The 18,716-nt window shown below is 70.2% G+C and carries 17 protein-coding genes and 3 pseudogenes; 14 read left to right on the forward strand and 6 right to left on the reverse strand.

Annotated features, from left to right (window positions below):
- The first annotated feature begins 2 nt into the window (after positions 1–2).
- On the forward strand, positions 3–1,343 hold the full coding sequence (locus tag OG711_RS07545) for a tetratricopeptide repeat protein (protein ID WP_266506608.1): 1,341 nt from the start codon (positions 3–5) through the stop codon (positions 1,341–1,343).
- Positions 1,340–3,016, forward strand: a complete 1,677-nt coding sequence (locus tag OG711_RS07550) for a HoxN/HupN/NixA family nickel/cobalt transporter (protein ID WP_329558811.1) — start codon at positions 1,340–1,342, stop codon at positions 3,014–3,016. Before OG711_RS07545 ends, OG711_RS07550 begins: the two co-directional genes overlap by 4 nt.
- 21 nt (positions 3,017–3,037) lie before the next feature.
- Here the strand turns inward: OG711_RS07550 and OG711_RS39045 are convergent, their stop codons facing one another.
- Positions 3,038–3,415, reverse strand: a complete 378-nt coding sequence (locus OG711_RS39045) for a helix-turn-helix domain-containing protein (protein ID WP_405672946.1) — start codon at positions 3,413–3,415, stop codon at positions 3,038–3,040.
- A gap of 634 nt (positions 3,416–4,049) precedes the next feature.
- Here OG711_RS39045 and OG711_RS07560 point away from each other — a divergent pair.
- Positions 4,050–4,208 (forward strand): VOC family protein, encoded by a 159-nt coding sequence (locus OG711_RS07560; protein ID WP_266506612.1) that lies wholly within the window; start codon positions 4,050–4,052, stop codon positions 4,206–4,208.
- A 98-nt stretch (positions 4,209–4,306) separates the two neighbouring features.
- Here OG711_RS07560 and OG711_RS07565 read toward each other — a convergent pair whose 3' ends face one another.
- Together OG711_RS07565 and OG711_RS39050 are read right to left on the reverse strand one after the other, a co-directional pair.
- The gene (locus OG711_RS07565; protein WP_323181303.1) at positions 4,307–5,467 is read right to left on the reverse strand and encodes an alkyl sulfatase dimerization domain-containing protein; all 1,161 of its coding nucleotides are present in this window, start codon (positions 5,465–5,467) and stop codon (positions 4,307–4,309) included.
- Positions 5,445–5,756: pseudogene (locus tag OG711_RS39050) on the reverse strand (sulfotransferase); the annotation flags it as partial. The pseudogene OG711_RS39050 and the gene OG711_RS07565, both read right to left, overlap by 23 nt.
- Before the next feature lie 61 nt (positions 5,757–5,817).
- Between OG711_RS39050 and OG711_RS07570 the strand changes: the two are divergent.
- Positions 5,818–6,105, forward strand: a pseudogene (locus tag OG711_RS07570) (ISAzo13 family transposase); the annotation flags it as partial.
- Positions 6,106–6,120: 15 nt separating this feature from the next.
- Here the strand turns inward: OG711_RS07570 and OG711_RS07575 are convergent.
- Positions 6,121–7,812 (reverse strand): annotated as a pseudogene (locus OG711_RS07575) (ISAzo13 family transposase).
- 91 nt (positions 7,813–7,903) lie between these two features.
- Between OG711_RS07575 and OG711_RS07580 the strand changes: the two are divergent.
- Positions 7,904–8,164, forward strand: coding sequence for a Thoeris anti-defense Tad2 family protein (locus tag OG711_RS07580; protein WP_266506614.1), 261 nt, complete (start codon positions 7,904–7,906; stop codon positions 8,162–8,164).
- A 13-nt stretch (positions 8,165–8,177) separates the two neighbouring features.
- Here OG711_RS07580 and OG711_RS07585 read toward each other — a convergent pair whose 3' ends face one another.
- A complete protein-coding gene (locus OG711_RS07585; RefSeq protein ID WP_266506616.1) occupies positions 8,178–9,416 on the reverse strand; it encodes a helix-turn-helix domain-containing protein in 1,239 nt (412 codons plus the stop codon).
- A 525-nt stretch (positions 9,417–9,941) separates the two neighbouring features.
- On the opposite strand from OG711_RS07585, the gene OG711_RS07590 reads away from it, so the two are divergent.
- The 9 genes from OG711_RS07590 (at position 9,942) to OG711_RS39055 (ending at position 16,504) form a co-directional block, all read left to right on the forward strand.
- Positions 9,942–10,430, forward strand: a complete 489-nt coding sequence (locus OG711_RS07590) for a hypothetical protein (protein WP_329558812.1) — start codon at positions 9,942–9,944, stop codon at positions 10,428–10,430.
- Positions 10,427–10,858, forward strand: a complete 432-nt coding sequence (locus OG711_RS07595; protein ID WP_329558813.1) for a DUF6302 family protein — start codon at positions 10,427–10,429, stop codon at positions 10,856–10,858. The genes OG711_RS07590 and OG711_RS07595 overlap by 4 nt, the downstream gene beginning before the upstream one ends.
- Entirely contained in the window at positions 10,855–11,454 is a 600-nt protein-coding gene (locus OG711_RS07600; RefSeq protein ID WP_266506622.1) for a class I SAM-dependent methyltransferase, read from the forward strand. The genes OG711_RS07595 and OG711_RS07600 overlap by 4 nt, the downstream gene beginning before the upstream one ends.
- Positions 11,455–11,807: 353 nt before the next feature.
- Positions 11,808–12,242 (forward strand): helix-turn-helix domain-containing protein, encoded by a 435-nt coding sequence (locus OG711_RS07605; RefSeq protein ID WP_329558814.1) that lies wholly within the window; start codon positions 11,808–11,810, stop codon positions 12,240–12,242.
- A gap of 186 nt (positions 12,243–12,428) precedes the next feature.
- Entirely contained in the window at positions 12,429–13,388 is a 960-nt protein-coding gene (locus tag OG711_RS07610) for a hypothetical protein (protein ID WP_329558815.1), read from the forward strand.
- Positions 13,385–13,852 (forward strand): helix-turn-helix transcriptional regulator, encoded by a 468-nt coding sequence (locus OG711_RS07615; RefSeq protein WP_329558816.1) that lies wholly within the window; start codon positions 13,385–13,387, stop codon positions 13,850–13,852. The genes OG711_RS07610 and OG711_RS07615 overlap by 4 nt, the downstream gene beginning before the upstream one ends.
- Before the next feature lie 132 nt (positions 13,853–13,984).
- Positions 13,985–14,344: a DUF6302 family protein gene (locus OG711_RS07620; RefSeq protein ID WP_329563675.1), complete on the forward strand. Its 360-nt coding sequence runs from the start codon at positions 13,985–13,987 to the stop codon at positions 14,342–14,344.
- A 694-nt stretch (positions 14,345–15,038) separates the two neighbouring features.
- Positions 15,039–16,016, forward strand: coding sequence for a helix-turn-helix transcriptional regulator (locus OG711_RS07625; RefSeq protein WP_329558817.1), 978 nt, complete (start codon positions 15,039–15,041; stop codon positions 16,014–16,016).
- On the forward strand, positions 16,016–16,504 hold the full coding sequence (locus tag OG711_RS39055; RefSeq protein ID WP_405674791.1) for a DUF6302 family protein: 489 nt from the start codon (positions 16,016–16,018) through the stop codon (positions 16,502–16,504). The genes OG711_RS07625 and OG711_RS39055 overlap by 1 nt, the downstream gene beginning before the upstream one ends.
- Positions 16,505–17,159: 655 nt before the next feature.
- Here the strand turns inward: OG711_RS39055 and OG711_RS07630 are convergent.
- Positions 17,160–18,521, reverse strand: a complete 1,362-nt coding sequence (locus tag OG711_RS07630) for a tetratricopeptide repeat protein (RefSeq protein ID WP_329558818.1) — start codon at positions 18,519–18,521, stop codon at positions 17,160–17,162.
- Positions 18,522–18,716: the final 195 nt, after the last annotated feature.

Below are 18,716 nucleotides of genomic sequence, written 5' to 3' on the forward strand. Positions count from 1 at the left end.
CTATGTGTCAAGACACCCCCGCGCTCACCCGCAGATGGCTGGGCAGCACCGCTGCGGCCCTGCTCCTGGGCGCCGTGATGTTCACCGTCGGAGCAATCGGCCTCGCTCCGGAGGGGAACACCAGCGCCCGCCGAGCCGGGGGGACATCCGAACACCCCGCACCGGACAGGGGCGTCGATGCGCTACGGGCACGGGTGGACCGGCTGCCACGGGACGCGGGGGCCTGGGCCGCCCTGGGCATCGCCCACCTCGAACAGGCCCGCGTCACCGCCGATCCGGCCGCTCATGACAGGGCCGAGAGTGCCCTGCGCCGGTCACTTACCGTTCAGCCGGACGGCAACACCGCCGCCGAAACGGGACTCGGAGCCCTCGCCGCGGCCCGCCACGACTTCCCCACCGCTCTCACCTGGGCGCGAAAGGCGACCACCGGCGACCCGTACAACCCGGCGGCCCACGGAGTCCTCGCCGACGCCCGCACCCAGCTCGGCCAGTACGAGGCCGCGGACCGGGCCGTGCAACGCATGAACGACCTGAACCCGGACAGCTCCGCGCTCGCCCGCGCCTCCTACGCCCTCGAACTGCGCGGCGACACCACCCGGGCCCGCTCACTCATGCGGCGCGCGCTCACCGCCGCCGCCACCCCAGGCGAACGCTCCTTCGCCCGCGGCACCCTGTCCGCGCTCGCCCTTCAGGAAGGCGACGCCCCCCAAGCACTGGAGCAGGCTCGCGCGGGACTGCGCACCGACCCCGGTGACCCGGCGCTCCTGGAAGCCGAGGCCCGCGCCCACACCGCCCTCGGCCGGACCCGCCAGGCGATCCGCGCCTACGAGGCCGCCCTCGCAGTAGCGCCGCTTCCCCACTACCTCCTGGGCCTGGGCGAACTCCAGCAGTCCCTCGGCCGCCAGGACCGGGCCGAGGAACAGTACGCACTGCTGCGGGCACAGGAGACGATGCGACGATCCGGCGGCGAGCCGGGCAGCGGGCCGGCCGACACCGACGCGATCCTCTTCGAAGCCGATCACGGCCGCCCCGATCAGGCGGTGGCCATGGCCGCCGAAGCCCTGCGCACCCGGCCGTTCATCGCCGTCCACGACGCCCAGGCATGGGCCCTGCACCGTGCCGGCCGCGAGGACGAGGCCCTCGACCACGCCGACCGTGCCCTCGCGCTCGGCACCCGCAGCGCCCTGTTCCACTACCACCGAGCGGTGATCCACCACGCCCTCGGCAACACCGCGGCGGCCCGCCGGGACCTCACCACGGCGCTGGGCACCGAACCGCGCTTCCACCCCCTGCACGCCCCCGTGGCCCGTGCCCTGCTCCGACGAATCGACCACACCCCATGAACCCCGCCTTTCGCCGCGCGTTGATCACAGCGGTCTCGATCCTGATGATCACCGCCGCAGCGCCGCCCCGGGCCGTCGCGCACCCCCTGGGCAACTTCACCGTCAACTACCACACTGGCCTCGCACTGCACCCCGACCGCGTTGACGCAACCGTGATCGTCGACCGCGCCGAGATCGCCACCGTCCAGGAACGGCCCCGTATCGACCTCGACCGCAACGGCACGACCACCCCGGACGAAGTCCGCGTCTATGCCACCGCCACCTGCGGCACGCTCGGCCGGCAACTCCACACAGCGGTGGCCGGCTTCCCCCTGCGCTGGCACCGGCGGTCGTCGCACCTCGTGTGGGAACGCGGCGAAGCCGGACTGATGACCAGTCGGCTCACCTGCGCCTACCGCGCACCCGCGGGCCTCGCCCGGCCCGCCGCGATCGACATCCGCACCACCTACGACACCCGGCGCGTCGGCTGGCGCGAGATGACCGTCAGCGGCCAGGACGTACGCGTCACGGGGACCCGCCTGCCCGCTGCCTCGCCCACCGGAGAACTGCGCCGCTACCCCCGGGACCAGCTCGCCACACCGCTCGACCAGCACACTGCGCACCTGCGCACCGCACCCGGCGAGAACAGCTCTCCCGGGCGGCAGAGCACCGCCCTCGCCGGTACCGGCTGGATCGCCACGGTCCTCGACCGGATCGCCGCGCGCTTCGACTCGCTCGTGGGCGCCCGTGAACTCACCGTCCCGGTCGGCGCGCTCGCCCTGCTTCTGGCCCTCGTACTCGGGGCTTCCCACGCCGTTCTGCCCGGCCACGGAAAAACCATCATGGCCGCCTACCTCGCGGGCCGCCGAGGCACCCGGCGTGACGCGGTCACCATCGGCGCCACGGTCACACTCACCCACACAGGCGGGGTCCTCGCCCTCGGGCTCGCCCTGCCCGCCGTCACCCACCTCGCGGGCGAAGCCGTCCTCCGCTGGCTCGGCGCCACAAGCGGCCTCATCGTCACCGGCATCGGCATCGGGCTTCTCGTCACGGCCCTGCGCGGACAACCCCCTCACGACCATCACCACGGCCACCACAACGACGACAGGGTCCACGCCCACGGGCATCACCACCCGCACAGCCACAGCCACAGCCACAGCCACAGCCACAGCCACAGCCACAGCCACCATGGGCACGAGGACCTCAGCCACGACAGCCCTCGACGCAGCCTCGGAGGACTGTTGCCGACCCGGCGCGGCCCCGACCCCACTCCCCTACAGGGCCGAACGGGCGTCGCGATCATGACCCGACCGGACCCTACCCGCCCCGTCGCGCCCACCACACCTCGCCGCCGCACTCCCAAGGGCGGCCTCATCGGCATGGGCATCGCCGGCGGACTCGTTCCCAGCCCCTCCGCCCTCGTGGTCCTCCTCGGCGCCGTCGCCCTGGGCCGAACCGCCTTCGGCGTGCTCCTCGTCCTCGCCTACGGACTCGGCATGGCCGCCACCCTCACCCTCGCCGGCCTGTTCCTGATCCGCCTCCGCGACCGTCTTGAGGCACACATCCGCTCTCCGTCCGGCAAGCGCTCCCCCACCCTGGAGAATCTCGCCCGGATCGGGCCGTCGGCCACCTCGCTCCTCGTGGTCCTTGTCGGCCTCGGTCTCACCGCACGGGCCGCCACCGGAACCGGCTGAGGGTTGTCCCGTACGCGCAGGTCACGAGTGGGCTGAACTTGCTGTGGCCGGTGCGATCACGGCGTCGGAGCCGTCCTGGCCGGCACCGTTCACCGGGTGGAGCCTGCGGCGGTCCGGCGAGCTCGGCTTGCGCTCCAGCCGTGCAAGCGGTTCCGCAGGGACCGTGCTGATCGTGGACGTAACCCTGGTCACCCTGCGGGTGGGCTGCCCGGCGAACAGGTACGGGTGGTCCCGCTCAGCGGGAGTCAGCCGCAGCACGCGGGCGACAGCGCCCAGGACTCCTGCCGACACGGTGACGGCCCATCCCTGCTCCAGCCAGGTGTACCAGGACACCTGCACCCCGGCGGGGCTCTGCTGGAAGCCGGAGATGTCCATGCGCAACTGGTGGGCGGTACCCACGGAGGCCGTTCCGTCATCACTGTGCTGCTTGCGAGCGATACGCAGGCTTCTCCGCACCACGCGGGCACTGGGCGTGCGTCCACGCGGCTCGCGATACAGGCGCAGGACCTCAGAACGGTGGACCGTCACGCATCCCGATCGAAACAGACCTGGAACATGCGGCGTAGACGCCACGCACCGCCCTGCTGGAAAGCCTGTTGCACAGCTTCGTCGCCAATTCGTGGGACGCGGGGCCCGGCGGTCGTACGCCACCATCACCACTTCCAGCCGACCGGATCTCGGCGAGAACGCGTGAACATACCTCGACCCCGTATCCCACGCCGCGCACGGCGGACGACAGCCCTGGCGACACGGCGCGGGAACTCCGGGAGTGCACCCGCGACCGCCGCTGTCGCGGAAGTCCGCGGCGCCCTCCCCCGCAAGCCCAGGAGCTGACTGCCCACCTGCATCTCGGAACTCCGCCCGGCCTGGCCCGAACTGCCGTACACCCCTGAGCTGCCGCGGCGAGCGCGGATCATCGGTTTCATAGGAGTCAGCCCGGGATCTCCCGGTGCGCGCAGCCGAGGTCCCCCTATGCCGCGTCAGGCGAGGGCGATCGTGGACTGCACGTACAGGAGGTAGGACGCAGCTCTCCGTGGCCGCCGACGACGTGGCGATCCTTCACGCGGAACTTGACGGCAAGGGGCTCCAGTCGAACGGACCCCTGATGGAAGCGCCGTGGGGATCGTTCTTCTCGATCAACGACCCTGACGGGAACCACCTGCTGATCGTCAAGGAGCCCAAGGACAGCTGATCGCGGTAGCCACGGGGCGGTGCCCGGCCGGTGAGTTCCGGCCGGGCACCGCCCCGTGGCTACCGCGGCCGGGTCCGTTCAACCGTCGGCTGGCGCTGTCACGGGGCCCAGCGCTCGCCGCTCATCTCCTGCTCTCCGTCCCCACCGGCGGCAAGGGACCTCGACTGGGCAGCCGTCCAGCTGTAGACGGAGCGGGCCATGAAGGAACCCGACGACTCCTCCAGTGCGGTGAAGACCCGGGCGCGAGCCGCGTGTATCTCGGCGTAGCCCGGGTCGGTCACGGACGCACACATCGCTGCCAACTCCGCCAGGTGCCCCGCCAGCCGGTGCTCACCCCGGTCGGCGAGGGCGCTCGCCCTACGCGCCAGGACAAGGGCCCCACCCGCCAACTCCGCTATTTCACAGGCCAGTTCGGCATTTGCGGCTGGACGCAGCGCGGATGGGTCACCGTCGTACCAGCCCCCGTAGTAGCGCCACAGATTGCGGACGATGAACTCCGGCTCATCATAGGTCGGACGCAGATAGGGCTTGCTCAGCAAGTCCTGGTCCGGCGTCACCCCGCGCAGCACCTCGTCCAGGGAGGCGCCCTGGTTCATCAGGGCAAGCACCTGGTCGTGCAGCTTTTCCAAGAACATGGCGGAGGCCACAAGGGTCTCCTCGATCCGGTCGCTGCCCACGATCGGCACACCGTGCCCGGGCAGTAGCAGTTCCGCCCCTAGGTTCGCCATCCAGCGCAGCGCTTGGGCCCACTCGGCAACATAGCGCTGGACTTTCTGCGGGTTGCCTGTGTTCGGCGCGTTCCACGCGTAGAAGTCACCGCAGCACAGGATGCGGGAGTCGGGGAGCCAGGCACTCGTGGCGTCGTCCGTCTCGCCCCTGCCATGCCTGAGGTGCACCTCCACCTCGCCGACCCGCAGGTCCTCCCGGTCGGTGTAGGTCTGGTCGGGACGCCGGAACACCGTGGGCCACGTCATCTTCGGTACGCGGAATTGCCGACGGTTGATCACGCTGTTGTAGCCGGCGGTCAGCACATAGCGGTCGAATCGCCGCTGCACGGCGTCGTGTGCGATCACCCGGGGAGCCGTGTTGCAGGTCCTGGCCCCCTCTTCGTCGAACGGGGTTGTGCCCAGGACGTGATCGACGTGGCCGTGCGAGTAGATGATGCTGTGCACGGGGTCCTTCGTCAATGCCCGGACCGCGGTGTGAAGGTCCCGCGCGGTATGAGGGATCGTCCGGCACCGGGACACCGAGGAATTCACAGAGGGGGTCCCACCCCTGTCCGACTTGATATTCCAGCAGCCGACCCGGCGCTATCTCCACTCGTACCCGCTCGGTGTGCTCCTGGAAGACCGACACTGCCGCGTGCTGATCGTCGATGGGCCGGTTGCCGAAATGCCGCCGGAAGATGACGTCGAATACCTGCCGGAAATTCCGCAGACGCTTGTCTGCAGCCAGCAGCGGAATACGCATGAGAGGGAGGAGGACACGCCACACCAGTTCCCGGCGATACGGGCCAGTCCACCGTTGCGCGGTTGCCGTCGAAGACACGGCCTTAGGGCGTGCAGATCTTTAACTCGTAGCTTTCCGTTGGGTGGTTCGTTGGTCTGGCATGAGAGAGTTGGATAGGCAACGGGCCGTGCTGGCTGCCAAGTTCGCGGCGGTTCTGCCGCACCTCGATGAGCGGCAGCGTCGTCTGTTGTTAGGGGCGGAGGCCCAGTCTCTCGGCCACGGCGGGATCACAGCGGTCGCCCGTGCCGCCGGTGTCCGTGAGGCCACGGTGTCTGCCGGAGTACGGGAACTCGACTCCGGAGAGGCGCCGTTGAGACGCATCCGTCGGCCCGGCGCTGGTCGCAAACGCGTCGTCGACCGGAACCCGGCCGTTCAGGAGGCGCTTCTTAGGGCGTGCAGATCTTTAACTTGCTGTCTTGATCTTGTCCTTGGCGGGATCAGGGGCGAGGAACGTTGTGACGTCGGCTGTGGTGCGGAAGCGTGCCGTGGAGGCAGCGATACGGTGGCCGTGTGCTTCAAGGAGTGGGCGAACCTCCTTACTTGCTCGGCAGATGGTCACGGCGGAGACGCCGAAGAGTTGACCCAAGAGGTCCATGTTGCCGAGTTTGCGCAGGTGGAGCACGGTAGACAGGATCCGCTCGGCTGGGGTGAGCTTGGCCTTGGCACCGGTGCCCGGTGCGACCAGGCGCTCGTGACCACGACGTGCGTGGAGTACTTCCTCGCGTTGCGTCTCCAGCGCGGGCGTCAGGGTCTCGATGAGTTGGTTGAGCTGTTGGCGGGTCATGCCGGTCAGTTCTGGCGCTCGCAGTGAACTCTGGGTGAGGTGATCCAGCCCGTTCGAGGGGTCCCGGGCCGAGGTGTTGTTGATCGCCGTCGTGTCCCGTGAGTGCTGGGGGTGGAGGGTGTAGTTCCAGTCGCCGTGGAAGCGGTGCCGGGTGATCGGCAGGGCGGCGATCTCGTCGTCGCTGACCTGAACGCCGGTGGGGTATGGGTTGGTGTCGAGTTCGGCGTGCACGGTCAGGCCGGTTTTGGTGGTGGTTGCCGCGATGCTCTCGACGATGACTTCGTGGCTGGTCAGGGGCCTTCCCCGCCAGTTCATGGTGATGTGGGAGAACAGCCGGCGCTCGATCCGGTTCCACTTCGAAGTGCCGGGAGGCAGGTGGCAGAAGGTTACCGTCAGGCCGGCCTCTGCGGCGAACCGGGCGAGTTCGGTCTTCCAGGTGCGGGTGCGACAGCCGTTGGAGCCGCCCGCATCGGCGGTGATCAGCAGCCGGCCGGCACTCGGTTAGGTGGCCCGCCCGCCTCCGTTCCACCAGCGGCGGATCGATTCGACGGCGAAGGCGGCGGTGTCGTGGTCGGTGCCCACGTTGACCCAGCCGGTGTTCGCGGCGACGTCGTAGATGCTGTAGGGCACCGCCTTGCCCAGCTCGCGGTCGGGGAAGTCGTGGGTGTCGACTCGCACCGGCTCGCCTACCGGTTCCCATTCACGGCCGTTGTTCTTGAACGGGCCGACCAGTTCCTTCTTCTTCGTGTCCACACTGATCACGGGAGTCCCGCAGCCCTGGTGGTCGCGGGCCTGCTCGTTGAGGTAGTGGAACTGTTCGTCCCGGTCGGGGTGCTGCTTGCCTTCGAGCGTCTTGGCGTTGCTCTGCAGGCTGAAGCCCTCCTCGCGCAGGAGATCGCCCACCGTGTCCGCGGAGATCCTGTGGCCCCGCTGGGTCAGCAGCTCGGCGAGCTTGCGGGTGGACTTGGTGGTCCAACGCAGCGGCGACATGGGATCCCCGCGAACATCGGGCTCGACCAGTGTAAGAAGCGCCTCCCGAACGGCCGGGTTCCGGTCGACGACGCGTTTGCGACCAGCGCCGGGCCGACGGATGCGTCTCAACGGCGCCTCTCCGGAGTCGAGTTCCCGTACTCCGGCAGACACCGTGGCCTCACGGACACCGGCGGCACGGGCGACCGCTGTGATCCCGCCGTGGCCGAGAGACTGGGCCTCCGCCCCTAACAACAGACGACGCTGCCGCTCATCGAGGTGCGGCAGAACCGCCGCGAACTTGGCAGCCAGCACGGCCCGTTGCCTATCCAACTCTCTCATGCCAGACCAACGAACCACCCAACGGAAAGCTACGAGTTAAAGATCTGCACGCCCTAAGTCGCCCTCGGCGCAGGACCGCTACCGTTGCCCCATGGAGTTCTCCGAGGCGCTGCGCGCGATGAAGTTGGGTGCCTGCATCACCCGGACGAGTTGGATAGAGCCAGGCAAGTACGTCTACTGGCTACCGGCTGCGACCGTCCGGACGCCGGACGGACTCATCCGGGACTTCGTCGGGCACGCCGTGTTCGTGCGGCCCCATAAAGGAGACAGTGGAGTCGCCGAGCCGTGGCTGCCCAGCTTCGATGCGCTGGCCGGAGATGACTGGGCCGTGGTGGATGTCAAGCTTTCCTAAGCAGACCACAGCATCAGGCCGCGCCGACGAGCGTGGCGTGTTTGCGAAGTCCGGGCAGCGACGGACTGGTCGCGAGCATCCCTGAAACCATGCGGCGCAGAGAACTCCGCCGGGCATCCTGTGGCGCTTCGGCTTCGTGCTCCCGCAGCAGGGCCAGAGCCCGCGGGAGGTCGCCCAGGTCCTGGGCGAGTTTGGCGCTGTCGTGCCGGTAACGGGCGCGCCGCTCGGCGGTCGGCATTGCTCGAACTGCGACCTGACTCGCATGGTGCAGTGCCGACCGTGTGTCGCCGAGGAGGTGGTGGATGCACAGGGCATAGCGGTGTAGTTGGTCGGGGGTGAGGGGACCCGCGTGGTCGGGCCAGTGGGTGGTGATTGGCCCTCGTTCGGCGAGTTCGTTCGCTTGTGCCCAGAGGTTCAAGGCGTCTGTGGTCTGTCCGGCCTGGGCGGCCCCGTAGGCCGATTCGAGCGCGATGTGGGCGATGACAGGCCGGGCAGTTGGCTCGCTGACGAGGTCGTTCAAGGCGTTGTCCGCGACCTGGCGTGCCTGGGTGTGGTGACCCCGCTGGCGCAGGACGACGGTCTGGGCCCTGGCGGCCATCGCGGCGGCGAGAGGGTCCTGTGAGAGGCGGGCTGCCTGCACAGCGCGGTCTGCCGTGATCATGGCGAGGTCTCCGCGCTCTTTGACGGCCACGGCGGTGGCCAGCACGTAGGCGCGGGTAAGGAGCGCGGCAGCTCCGCGCCCACCGTGGTCATGGGCGTTGCGGTCTGCGGCCGCGACCGCAGTGGGAATTGCGTCGGCGGCTTCGGCGTAATGGGCGTCAGCGTAGTACCCCACGACAGTGGCCAAGGCAGTACGGATCTGCGGGGCAGTCAGGGGGCGCCCTGGGTGGGGTTGCCGAAGAAGGACTGCGTCCCAGGGCACTGGAGCCGCAGTCGGGGATGGGGCTCCTGGAAGAACCGAGGCCAGTCCGATTGCGCCGGTTGCTGTTATCAGATCGCGCCTGAGCATGTCGACCTCACTGGTGTCACCGTCGTCCCCGGTGCTCAGGCCGAGCAGGGGCACGTTGAGTTTCAGAGCCTTTGCCAAGGCCCGCCGCTCCGCTGCGTCGGGTACGTGCTGGCCGCGCTCAATACGGGAGATGCCACTCTGGGCGATGGCACACAACTCACCGAGCTGTTGCTGTGTCAGGTTCGCCATGGTCCGGGCCGCTCTGACGACCGCACCAACGGACCCACTGCTGCTGAGCGTCATACTCCGACGGTACTGCGACGAGCCATCAGGAAGAGCGTGCATTCCTGCATACGGTACCCAGATCCTGCATACGGTACCCAGAAGCGGATTTGGGTGAGGTTCCCAAGCCGATCGCGGACCAGGATGAACCCACGCAGCCAATGACCAACAGCGATGCGTCCCGGGGCAGTTGCCGCCCCGGTCTACCGGTGCCGCAGGAGCCGCCTCGGACATCGGAGTGCACCTCTCAAGTACGCACCCCTTTCCCCCGGAGTATTTCATGTCTGCTCTGCTGTGCACGACCCGGCTCATCCTCACACGCTGGTCCGCCGATAAAGCCAACGGCAAGGCGTGCGATCTTCGTGCAGCGGCATACAGAAGGCAGTATGCCGACGCACAACTGGGCACGTGGTCGGCCTCTCACCCGCCCGGCACGCCCACGATCGGAAGCCTCCGGTGACCTCGACGCTGCCTGAACGGCTTCTCGCTCAGCAGATGCAGCCGCTGCCGCCCTCGGGTAGACGGCCAGCCGCTCACCTGGCACAGATGATCGCCGACCTGGACCGCGCAGCCGGGTGGCTGAGCGTGGACCTCGGTATCGCGTTCGATGTCGTGGTCTCCGGGCCTGTGGGTACCGAGGCGCTGCACATCATGGACGCCGAGCAGGGTGGTCAGTGCGGACCGGTGGTGTCAGATCCCGATACGGGCTGGTGGTACTGGCTTGTCCCACCAGGCACCGCCGATCGGTGGTGTCACGAGTTCGGAGTTGGTGTGGGGGCCCGGCACCGGATGCCGCTGCCTCCGCGAGACCTTGTCCGGCCGCCCGGCCCGTACTGGGCAAGACCCCTGGGCGATGACCGTCTTGTCCCGCCGTCCGCGCTACGCCGCATGCTCCATCAGCTCCAGCCGGTGCCGTCGCCGCACCGCGCGCTCGCCGCGCATCTGGACCCCGACAGGCGCGCGGCAGCCGCCGGGAGGGCCCGGCCGTATGCGCCCGCCGCCATCAACCCGTACAGCGAGGGCTACCACCGGTGAACGACCATCTCGACCAGCAACTCGACCGGGACCGGACCGCGCTCGCCGGGCGACTGGCCGTCCCCGAGCTTCTGGACGGAGCCTTCGCCCTGGTCCTGAATGAGGGGCAGTGCCCGGGGTGGGCGGGCTTGTTCGTGCCGGTCGGCGGACTGCGCGTCTGCGGCTATCTATGGGTGCCCGGACAGCTGGTGCTCGACGTGCTGGATTCCCTCCAGCGTCTGGCCCCCGGCGAGTTCCCGAACATTCGCAGGCATCAGCCGTTCCGCACGGGAGGGGAGCCCTTCGCCCGGATCGAGTGGGGCGCCGAGCCTCCCTGCGAGGCGGCGGCAGCGGGCTTCATGCTCGGCTATCACCCCGACGGTGTGCGGATGTTCGCGGCTGAGCGCCCGTACGGGGTCGCGGCACCAGCGACGGAGAGCCGGTCATGAGCCGGACGGAGACCGTACGGCTGTCGCCGGAGGACTGGGACGAGCAGCACAGCCGGGCCGCCGCCTGTCCTGTGAACCCTGGTGAGCTGGAACTCTTCCGGGAGCTGACCGGGTTCCGGGCCGGGGACAGGGTGGCAGATCTGGGCTGCGGCACGGGTGAGTGGACGCATGTCCTCGCTGACGCGGGCGCCGAGGTGACCGGGTTCGACTTCTCGCCGTACGCGCTGGTCATGGCCCACCGTGACCGGTCCGGCCGCTACGCCGAATGGGACATCGAAGCGGCCCCGTTGCCCCGCGACCTGCGTCCGGGGTCAATGGATATCGTCACGTTCCGGGACTCCCTCCAGTGGCTGCCTGTCTACCGGCTGCTGCATGACGTGCACCGCGTACTGCGGCCCGGCGGCGCCCTCCACATCCAGGACAACCCGCGCACGAACCCTCCGTCCGCACAGGGTCCCGACGAAACCCGCGATGTGCGGTTCGGACAGCGCCTCGCCGCCACGGACGTGACCGCCGTGCGGACCCTCCAGGGCTGGCGGACCCCGCGCCTGGTGCGAACCGGGGATGCCGTCACCCTTGTTCTGCATCGCGACTGACCCTCCTTCCCCGAGCCGGCCCGCCTCCGTCCTCCCGCCAACCGGAGGCGGGCCACGCCGGGGTGCCGGGCGCCATCACCCGCCCAGCACTCCGAAGGGCGGTACGGAAAGCCCCACGGGCACAGGCCATCGCCTGCGCCGGCTTCCCGTACCGCCGCCACTCCCGTAACGGCCCGGATCACCGCCGTCACCCGGTCCGGTACTTCCCGCCCGGGGCGCCGACGGACCGACCCTGCCGCACCCCAAGCCCTGACCACGACTTGAGAGGACCATCCATGGATGCGCCGCCCGATCGCGCTGACGAGGTCCGCCCGCCACCTCGCGGACTACTGGACGACGGGCAACGAGCGGTGGTGAGAGGTCTCGCCGACGGCCTGACCCTGGAGGCCGTCGCCCAGCACCTCGGCCTCGGGATCTACGCCGTGCAGAGCCGCTTCGAGAAGGCCAGGCGCGCCCTGGGCTGCTGTCCGCACGGCACCGGCGAGGCAGTCGCCGCCGCCTACGCGCGAGGCGAGCTCCCACTGCCCACCCGCAACACCCGGCCCTTCGAGCTGTCGCTCGCCGAGCACACGGTGATCCGGCCCATGGCTGAGGGCCGGCCCGTACAGGAGATCGCCGCGCGGACCCACCAGCCCCTCGCGGTCGCGCGGCGTCGAGTGCGGGCCCTCTGGGAGCGGATGGGAGCCACGAACAGGGCGCACGCCGTGACCCAGGCCTACGCCCTGCGCCTCGTCCCCTCCGATCTGATGCCCCGGCAGCACCCCTCTCGGCCCGCCCGCCGCCGTTAGACGCGGGCGCGCCCCGACTCCGGGAGCCGGTTCCCCCGGCTCCCGGCACCGGGGTGGTCCCTGCGGCCGTGCCGTCACTTCCCCCTGACGTCGCGGCCGGGCGGGGCAGCCCGGGGCGCACCCCGGCCTGGGTGTGCCCCGGGCCCCATCCACCCACCCTCCCTCCCGCCAGACCTGGAGACACCCGTGCCCGCAGCCGGCCCCATCAGTGCCAAGATCCCTTCCTCCCCCTACGTCCGGTACCGGGTGGAAGGCCGGGAGCCGCATCACGACCCGACGGCCCCTGCCCTCAGCAGCAGGGAGATCGTGGCCTTCCACCTCGCCCGGCTCGGCCTCGGGGTCACGGAGGTACACGGAAGCACGGGGCTGCGTCAGGTCGTCCCTGACGGTTCCGGCGTCTGCCGGGCGCACACCCTGGAAGAAGAGGCCTGGCCGCGCGGGGCCGAGCTGTGCGCGCTGGTCATCTGGACCCCGGACAGCCGCTACCAGCACAACTCGTGGGACCGGCACCAGCCGGTCACCGTGCCGGACGGGGCCGACGAGCACTGGCGTGAGCGCATCACCATGACGATCGCGGCGTTGGAGTCCCTCGGCTTCGTCGCACAGGAGACGGGCCCGCCGCGGCGACCGGGCTACCACCCGGGCGCCGAACTCCTCGTGTACCGCATGCCACCCGGCATGCCCGCCCCCCGGCAGCCCGCCGACGCCTTCGCCGGGTGGCCCCCGCAGACTCCCAACCTCCAGGTCGCCTACCGGTATCCGGCCCCCGCCGAGCGGATCAGCGCCCTCCTCGACGATGCCGGCTTTCGCCCGCAGCAGCCCATCACGCCGACGGGCCACGGCCGGTGCGTCACCCGCAGTATCACCATGACCGTGTGGCCTCCCGGCTCCGCCGCATGCGCACTGGTCATCTGGGAACCGGACCCGCTCTTCCGGCCCACCGGGGACGGGCAGCTCCCGGACCGCACCGCGGAGCACTGGGAGACAGGCACGGCCCGCATCGAGGAACTCCTCGCGTCGCACGGCTACATCCTGACCCGCCGAGAGCGCCCCATATCACCCACGACCGACCACCAGGTCGCCTACCTCGCCCACCTCCCGGCGCAGCAGTCCGACGCCGTCTCCCCCGCCGGGGGCCCGCGATGACCGCCGCACCTCTCGCCAGCCGGACGCTGCCGCCCCCCGTCGTGGACCTGCTCCGCCTCACCGCACGCGGCATCCACCTCAGCACCGCCGTCCGCATCCTCGGCCAGCACCCCGAGCAGGCCCGGCTCAGGCTGGAGCGTGCCGCGCGGGCCTGCGGTGTCACCGGCAACGCCGCGCTCGCCTACGTCGCCTGCGAAGCCGGACTCCTGCCGGAGCCCAATCCCCGCCAGCCCCCGAAGCATCTGCGCCTGACAGAGCGCGAGCGTGACGTGCTGCCGCACCTGGCCGCCGGAGTCACGTCCGAGGACATCGCCCTGCGCCTGAACTGTCCCCCGGCGGAGGTCCGTCACACCCGCTGCGGACTGTGCAGCGCGTTCATGGCCGCCAACAGCACGCACTTCGTGACCGTGGCCCGCGCTACCGGCCTGCCCCGCACCCCCTACCGGCAGGAGTCGGCCCCATGAGCCCCGCACTGCGCCTCGTACGAGGCGGGAACCGGAACCGAGGAACAAGCCCCCTCCCGCCACAGCCCGCCACGGCCGGGCCGAGCACGACGCTGACGCTGCGAGCGGACCGCGACCACTTCTCGAGCACGGCTGCACGACGTCCACCTGCTCCACGCCGCCTTCCCCCTCACCGTCGGACACGCCAGGGAGGGCTACCGGCACATCCGGCTCGCCGTACCTGTCGGAGGGCACCGCCGGGCCGGCGCCCTCCGGATCCATCCCGCTCCCGACCACGACGTCATCGACATCCTGGACCAGCTCGGCGCGAGGGTCGGATTCCCCCGCCCCCGGCTGCGCCGGCCCAGCCAGACAGGAATCGTGTGCGTCGAGTGGGGCGAACCCGTCCCCGACGAACCGTACGCAGCAGCCCACCTGTACGGATACCACCCCGCCGCAGCCGAGACCTACGCCCGCACCCACACCCGGCCCACACCCGAGGGCCTGTGGTGATCCGCCCGAGACCGCACCGCCAGGCCTCCCCCGCACCCCAACATCCCCAGAGGGACGACCCCGTGAGCAGCACCCCACCCGGCCAGCTCCGTCTCCTCCCGAGCACCGGGCCGACGTCTATACCTCCCCCGCAGGTCCACCCTGCGCCGCCGACGACCGAAACGGCTCCCGATGTCAGTTCCGACTTGCTGCGCGCGGACCGGGAGGAGATGACCGGGCGCCTGCGCGGCAGGGACGCCCACTTCGTGCACCACTCCCTCGTCATCGCTGCGGGCCACAACGGAATCCACCCTGCGTGGCGGCTCGCCGTCCCCCTCTACGGCAGCCGCGAAGCCGGAACCCTCCGCGCCGACGAGCCCTACTTCGTCACCGCTCTGATGCGCCTGGTCCACAGGGTCGGCTTCCCCATGGCCGCGATGACCCACCCCGCACTTCGCCCATCCTTATGCGAAAAGACAGGGTCGCCCTCGGCGACCCGTTCAACGCGGCGCTCGCCTTCGGTTGCACCCCGGCCGCGGCTCACGACTTCGCCAAAGCCCACCAGCTCCCGCCCGAAGGGGTGTGACGGGCGGTGCCCCGTAACCACGAACTTCTCCAGCCCGGTACCCACCACGACCGCCCCAGGGAAGCCGAGCGGACGCATCCCCGTGCCGGGTCGATCGAACGGCCCCCATCCGCATTCGCAGGAGTACTTGTGCACGACGACCACAACGGCGACAGCACTGACGCGCTGATTCCCCGCCGTCCTCCACGCCCCGACAGCGCCCCCCACCTCACTCCCCGCCAGTATCAAGTCCTCCAACGTCTGGCCGCGGGCGCGACGATCATGGAGATCACCCAGGAGTTCCACATCACGCTGGGCACGGCGTCCACCCACATCAACGGGGCACGCGACGCACTCGGCATCACCCGTACCCTCCGCTACCAGGGATACGGCCTCCTGGTCCACACCGCCTATACAAAGAACGTCCTGCCAAAGCCCCGGCCCTGCCGCCCCATCGCGCTCACCCCGCAGCAACGCGCGCTCGGGTCCTACGTCGCCCAGGGCCTGACCGCCGCCCAGACCGCCGAGCTGCTGGGCACCATGTCGGCGAGCATGGTCCGCAATCACCTACGCGTCCTCATCGGCACCGTGCAGTCCCGCAACCGCTGGGGAATGGTCACCCGTCTCCACCAACTAGGCGTTCTCGGCGAACAGGACATCACCCACCACCTGAACCCCGAAACGGGGACCGATGGCGTGCCGGTCTCCCGACGAGCCGTCACCAGGAACGACGCCCCGCCACAGGCGCGGCATCTGCTGACCGCCCTCGCCCACGGACTTCCCATGCCCGCAGCCGCTGAGGACGCGGGGCTGTCCGCACTCCACGCACAACAGCACCTCGAGCCCCTGAAGGTCCAGTTCGGCCTCGCCTCCCTTCCGGCTCTGGTCTTCGCCGCCTACCACTGCGGCCTTCTCGACTGGCCGTCCGCCGACACAGCCCTGCCCTTGCTCCCGCAGCCTGAGGCCGGTCTTCTCACGCTGATCACCCTCGGCATGGACGCCGACGACATGGCCGACCAGCTACGCGCCCCCGTCGACGACATCCAGAACACGGCCCGCTCCCTGATACGGACCCTCAACGCCAACTCCCCGGCCACCTCGTCACCCAGGCATGCCGGACCGGACTGATCACACCCCACGCCTACCCCCACGCCCGCACCAGCCTCGACTGGGACTACCACGACCTCCGCAACCGGCTGCACGGCCCCGGCCTCATCCAGCACGGCATCCGCATCACCACCGGCCGAACCGGCGGCCACCAACCCCTGCACCGGCTCGCCGTCCCGTTCGGCGACAACCGGCGGGCGGGCTTCCTGGCCCTGGAGGACTACGCCGTCCACGACGCCCTGCGCCTCCTCGCCGACCCCGTCCGCTTCCCCCACCTCACGCTCCGACGCCGCGAGCCACCCATGCCCCACCCCTACGTCATCACCTGGGGCGCCCCCCTCCCCACCGACCCCGCCGAAGCCGCCTGTCTGCTCGGATACCACCGGACGGGCATCAAGGAATACGTCGCCTACGCGGTTCCGGGCGGCTTGGCATACGCGTCGAGCAACGGTGGAGGAGAGGAAGTGTCCGCCTCAAGTGGATGTTCTCCCGATGTAGGTCCAGATTGAGGCGTTCTGCCGGTCGGCGGAGACTTCCAGAACACGGCAGCCTTCTCCCCCGACAATCTGTCGCTGCAGAAGCCGCCCGCGCCACAGGCCGCAGCGGTGTGCGGCTACGGCGAGGCGCTGGTGCTTTACGCGGTCGGGTAGCCCTTCCCGGCAGACTCGGTCGCGCCGCCGCTCCTGCACGTGCACGGCCTCCTCTTCGCCGTCCTCGACACCTCCAGAGCGCTGCGCTCACCAAGCGGTGCGGCCATGCGTGAGACGACCCTGAGCCGCGAAGTGGGCGCGGCCGCCCGCGCGGAGCTCGCCAACGCCATGACCGGCTCGGATACCGCATACGCAAGACTCCGGGAAAGCCTCAGGAATGTCGCAGCCCAGCAGCGCTGGCGTAGAGGGGAGTACTCGCCTCCCCCGCGCTGCGGGCGGGATGCCCGAGCCCACGCCCTGAACTGTGGCCGGGGTCGGTGAGGTCGCCGTTGCAAAAGGCTGCGTCTCAGTGCGGGTCGCTCCGGGCGGGAGGTCTGGGAGCCCCTGCCCTGACCAACGATGACCGTGGCGGGGTCCCGTGCTGGGCGGTCACGGCGAGCGTCGAATTTCGCGTGGCTGGTCACTCGTTATCGGGACGGAGACACTCGCGCTCTGGTCCCGCGCGCTGTGCCGGTCATGCGGTAGCTCGCAGGAGAACGGTGGCCTGTCGGCGCAGGTGTCCGGCGCCGGTCACGCCGCGCTGCTGGTAGCCGGCGGCTGCGGAGCGGATGGTCTTGATCTCCTGGCGGCCGCGGTGGGAGATGACACCGTCCATGACGTCGAGGGCACGGCCCCACAGGGTGACGGACTCCTCGTAGCGGTGCTGGGCCGCTACCGAGCGTCCCAGGTTGATGAGGGTGAGTCCGTGTCCGCGCTGGTATCTGCCCGGGGCGCGTCCGGCCAGGGCGGTGCGGTAGTGGCGTTCGGCTGCGGGGTGGTCGTTCATCGCGGTGAGTGTCTTGGCGGTGTGCGAGGCGACGGTGGCCGCGACCGGTCCGGATCCTGCGGCGTACGGGGATACGGGGTCCCGGGTGTCGGCGGCGGCGTCTTCGGCGGCGAGCAGTGCGCGGGCGGCTCTGCCGGTCTCGCCCGCGGTGCCGTGGGCGCGGGCGCAGGTGACGAGGAGCAGTGCTTCGGTCTGCCGGTCGACATGTCCGCTGGCGCGGCGTCCTGCTTCCTCCGCCAGTTCGGCGGAGGAGCCGGGCTGGTTGAGGTCAAGGGCCTGGTGGGTGAGGGCTCGCATCATCCAGGCCGCCAGGCCGTGCGGGTCGGCCTCGCAGGCCAGTTGGTAGGCGAGGTGGTAGAACTTCTGGCTCGCGCCGTCGCGGCCGAGGTCGTGGAGTTTCCAGCCGGTGAGGCAGGCCAGTTGGGCGGCGGCGGCGAAGGCGTCCCGGCGCAGGGTCTCCGAGGGGAAGCGGGCGCGGAGCATCGGGTTGACGGTGTCGGTGAGGTAGGCGGTGACGGTGGTGAGGCCGTGGCCGCCGCCGAGGCGGTCATCGACGGTGCGGAAGTGTTCGGTCAGCTGCCGGACGGCGGTGACCTCGCTGGCGCCGACGCGTCCCTGGGTGCGGGCCGCAGCGAGTGTGCGGGCGGCGGCCTCGTGGTCGTAGGCCACGGGGAGTGCGGCGGCCGCCTGGGTGAAGGCGGAGTCGAGGAATTCCCTGCGGCGGAGCAAGACGGCTCTCCCGTATTCGGCGGCGGTGACCAGCGGGTTGGCGGCCATGGTTTCTCCGGTGCCCGCGCAGCGTAATCCGATCTCGGTGAGCGTCACCGTCCGTCGGGCCTTTCGGCTGAGGGCCTCGGCGATGTAGAGAGCGGTCCGGCCGGCCGGTGCCGCGCCGGCGACCCAGGCAGAGATGGTCGACGGTGCGGTGCCCAGCCGCTGCCCAGCCTCCGCGGCGACGGCGCGTATCTCGCAGGCCAGCGCGTGGTAGGTGATGCCGACTTCGTCGATCACGGCCGCCAGGAGCAGGTTCGGTGTCCGGTTTTCGGGCATGTGCGTACCTCCTGTTAGTGATCATGAACAAGTCGAACGGGTCCGACGGGCGGGAACCGTAGCAGCACGGCCCGGGCGGAGGTTCACTCTTCCTACGCCCCCTGGGTCTACCGGAGTTCGGTGGCCCGCGGGCGCTGAACGCGGTGGCCTGTACTTCCTTCGGGCTGTTCGCCGCTCTCCCATCGATGCCAGGAG

This window comes from Streptomyces uncialis (assembly GCF_036250755.1).
Lineage (GTDB): Bacteria > Actinomycetota > Actinomycetes > Streptomycetales > Streptomycetaceae > Streptomyces > Streptomyces uncialis.

Coding starts and splice junctions, on each gene's coding strand:
- OG711_RS07545 (WP_266506608.1), top strand. CDS start 3: ATGTGTCAAGACACCCCCGCGCTCACCCGCAGATGGCTGGGCAGCACC.
- OG711_RS07585 (WP_266506616.1), bottom strand. CDS start 9,416: ATGACGCTCAGCAGCAGTGGGTCCGTTGGTGCGGTCGTCAGAGCGGCC.
- OG711_RS07630 (WP_329558818.1), bottom strand. CDS start 18,521: ATGCCCGAAAACCGGACACCGAACCTGCTCCTGGCGGCCGTGATCGAC.
- OG711_RS07590 (WP_329558812.1), top strand. CDS start 9,942: ATGATCGCCGACCTGGACCGCGCAGCCGGGTGGCTGAGCGTGGACCTC.
- OG711_RS07580 (WP_266506614.1), top strand. CDS start 7,904: ATGGAGTTCTCCGAGGCGCTGCGCGCGATGAAGTTGGGTGCCTGCATC.
- OG711_RS07615 (WP_329558816.1), top strand. CDS start 13,385: ATGACCGCCGCACCTCTCGCCAGCCGGACGCTGCCGCCCCCCGTCGTG.
- OG711_RS07600 (WP_266506622.1), top strand. CDS start 10,855: ATGAGCCGGACGGAGACCGTACGGCTGTCGCCGGAGGACTGGGACGAG.
- OG711_RS07550 (WP_329558811.1), top strand. CDS start 1,340: ATGAACCCCGCCTTTCGCCGCGCGTTGATCACAGCGGTCTCGATCCTG.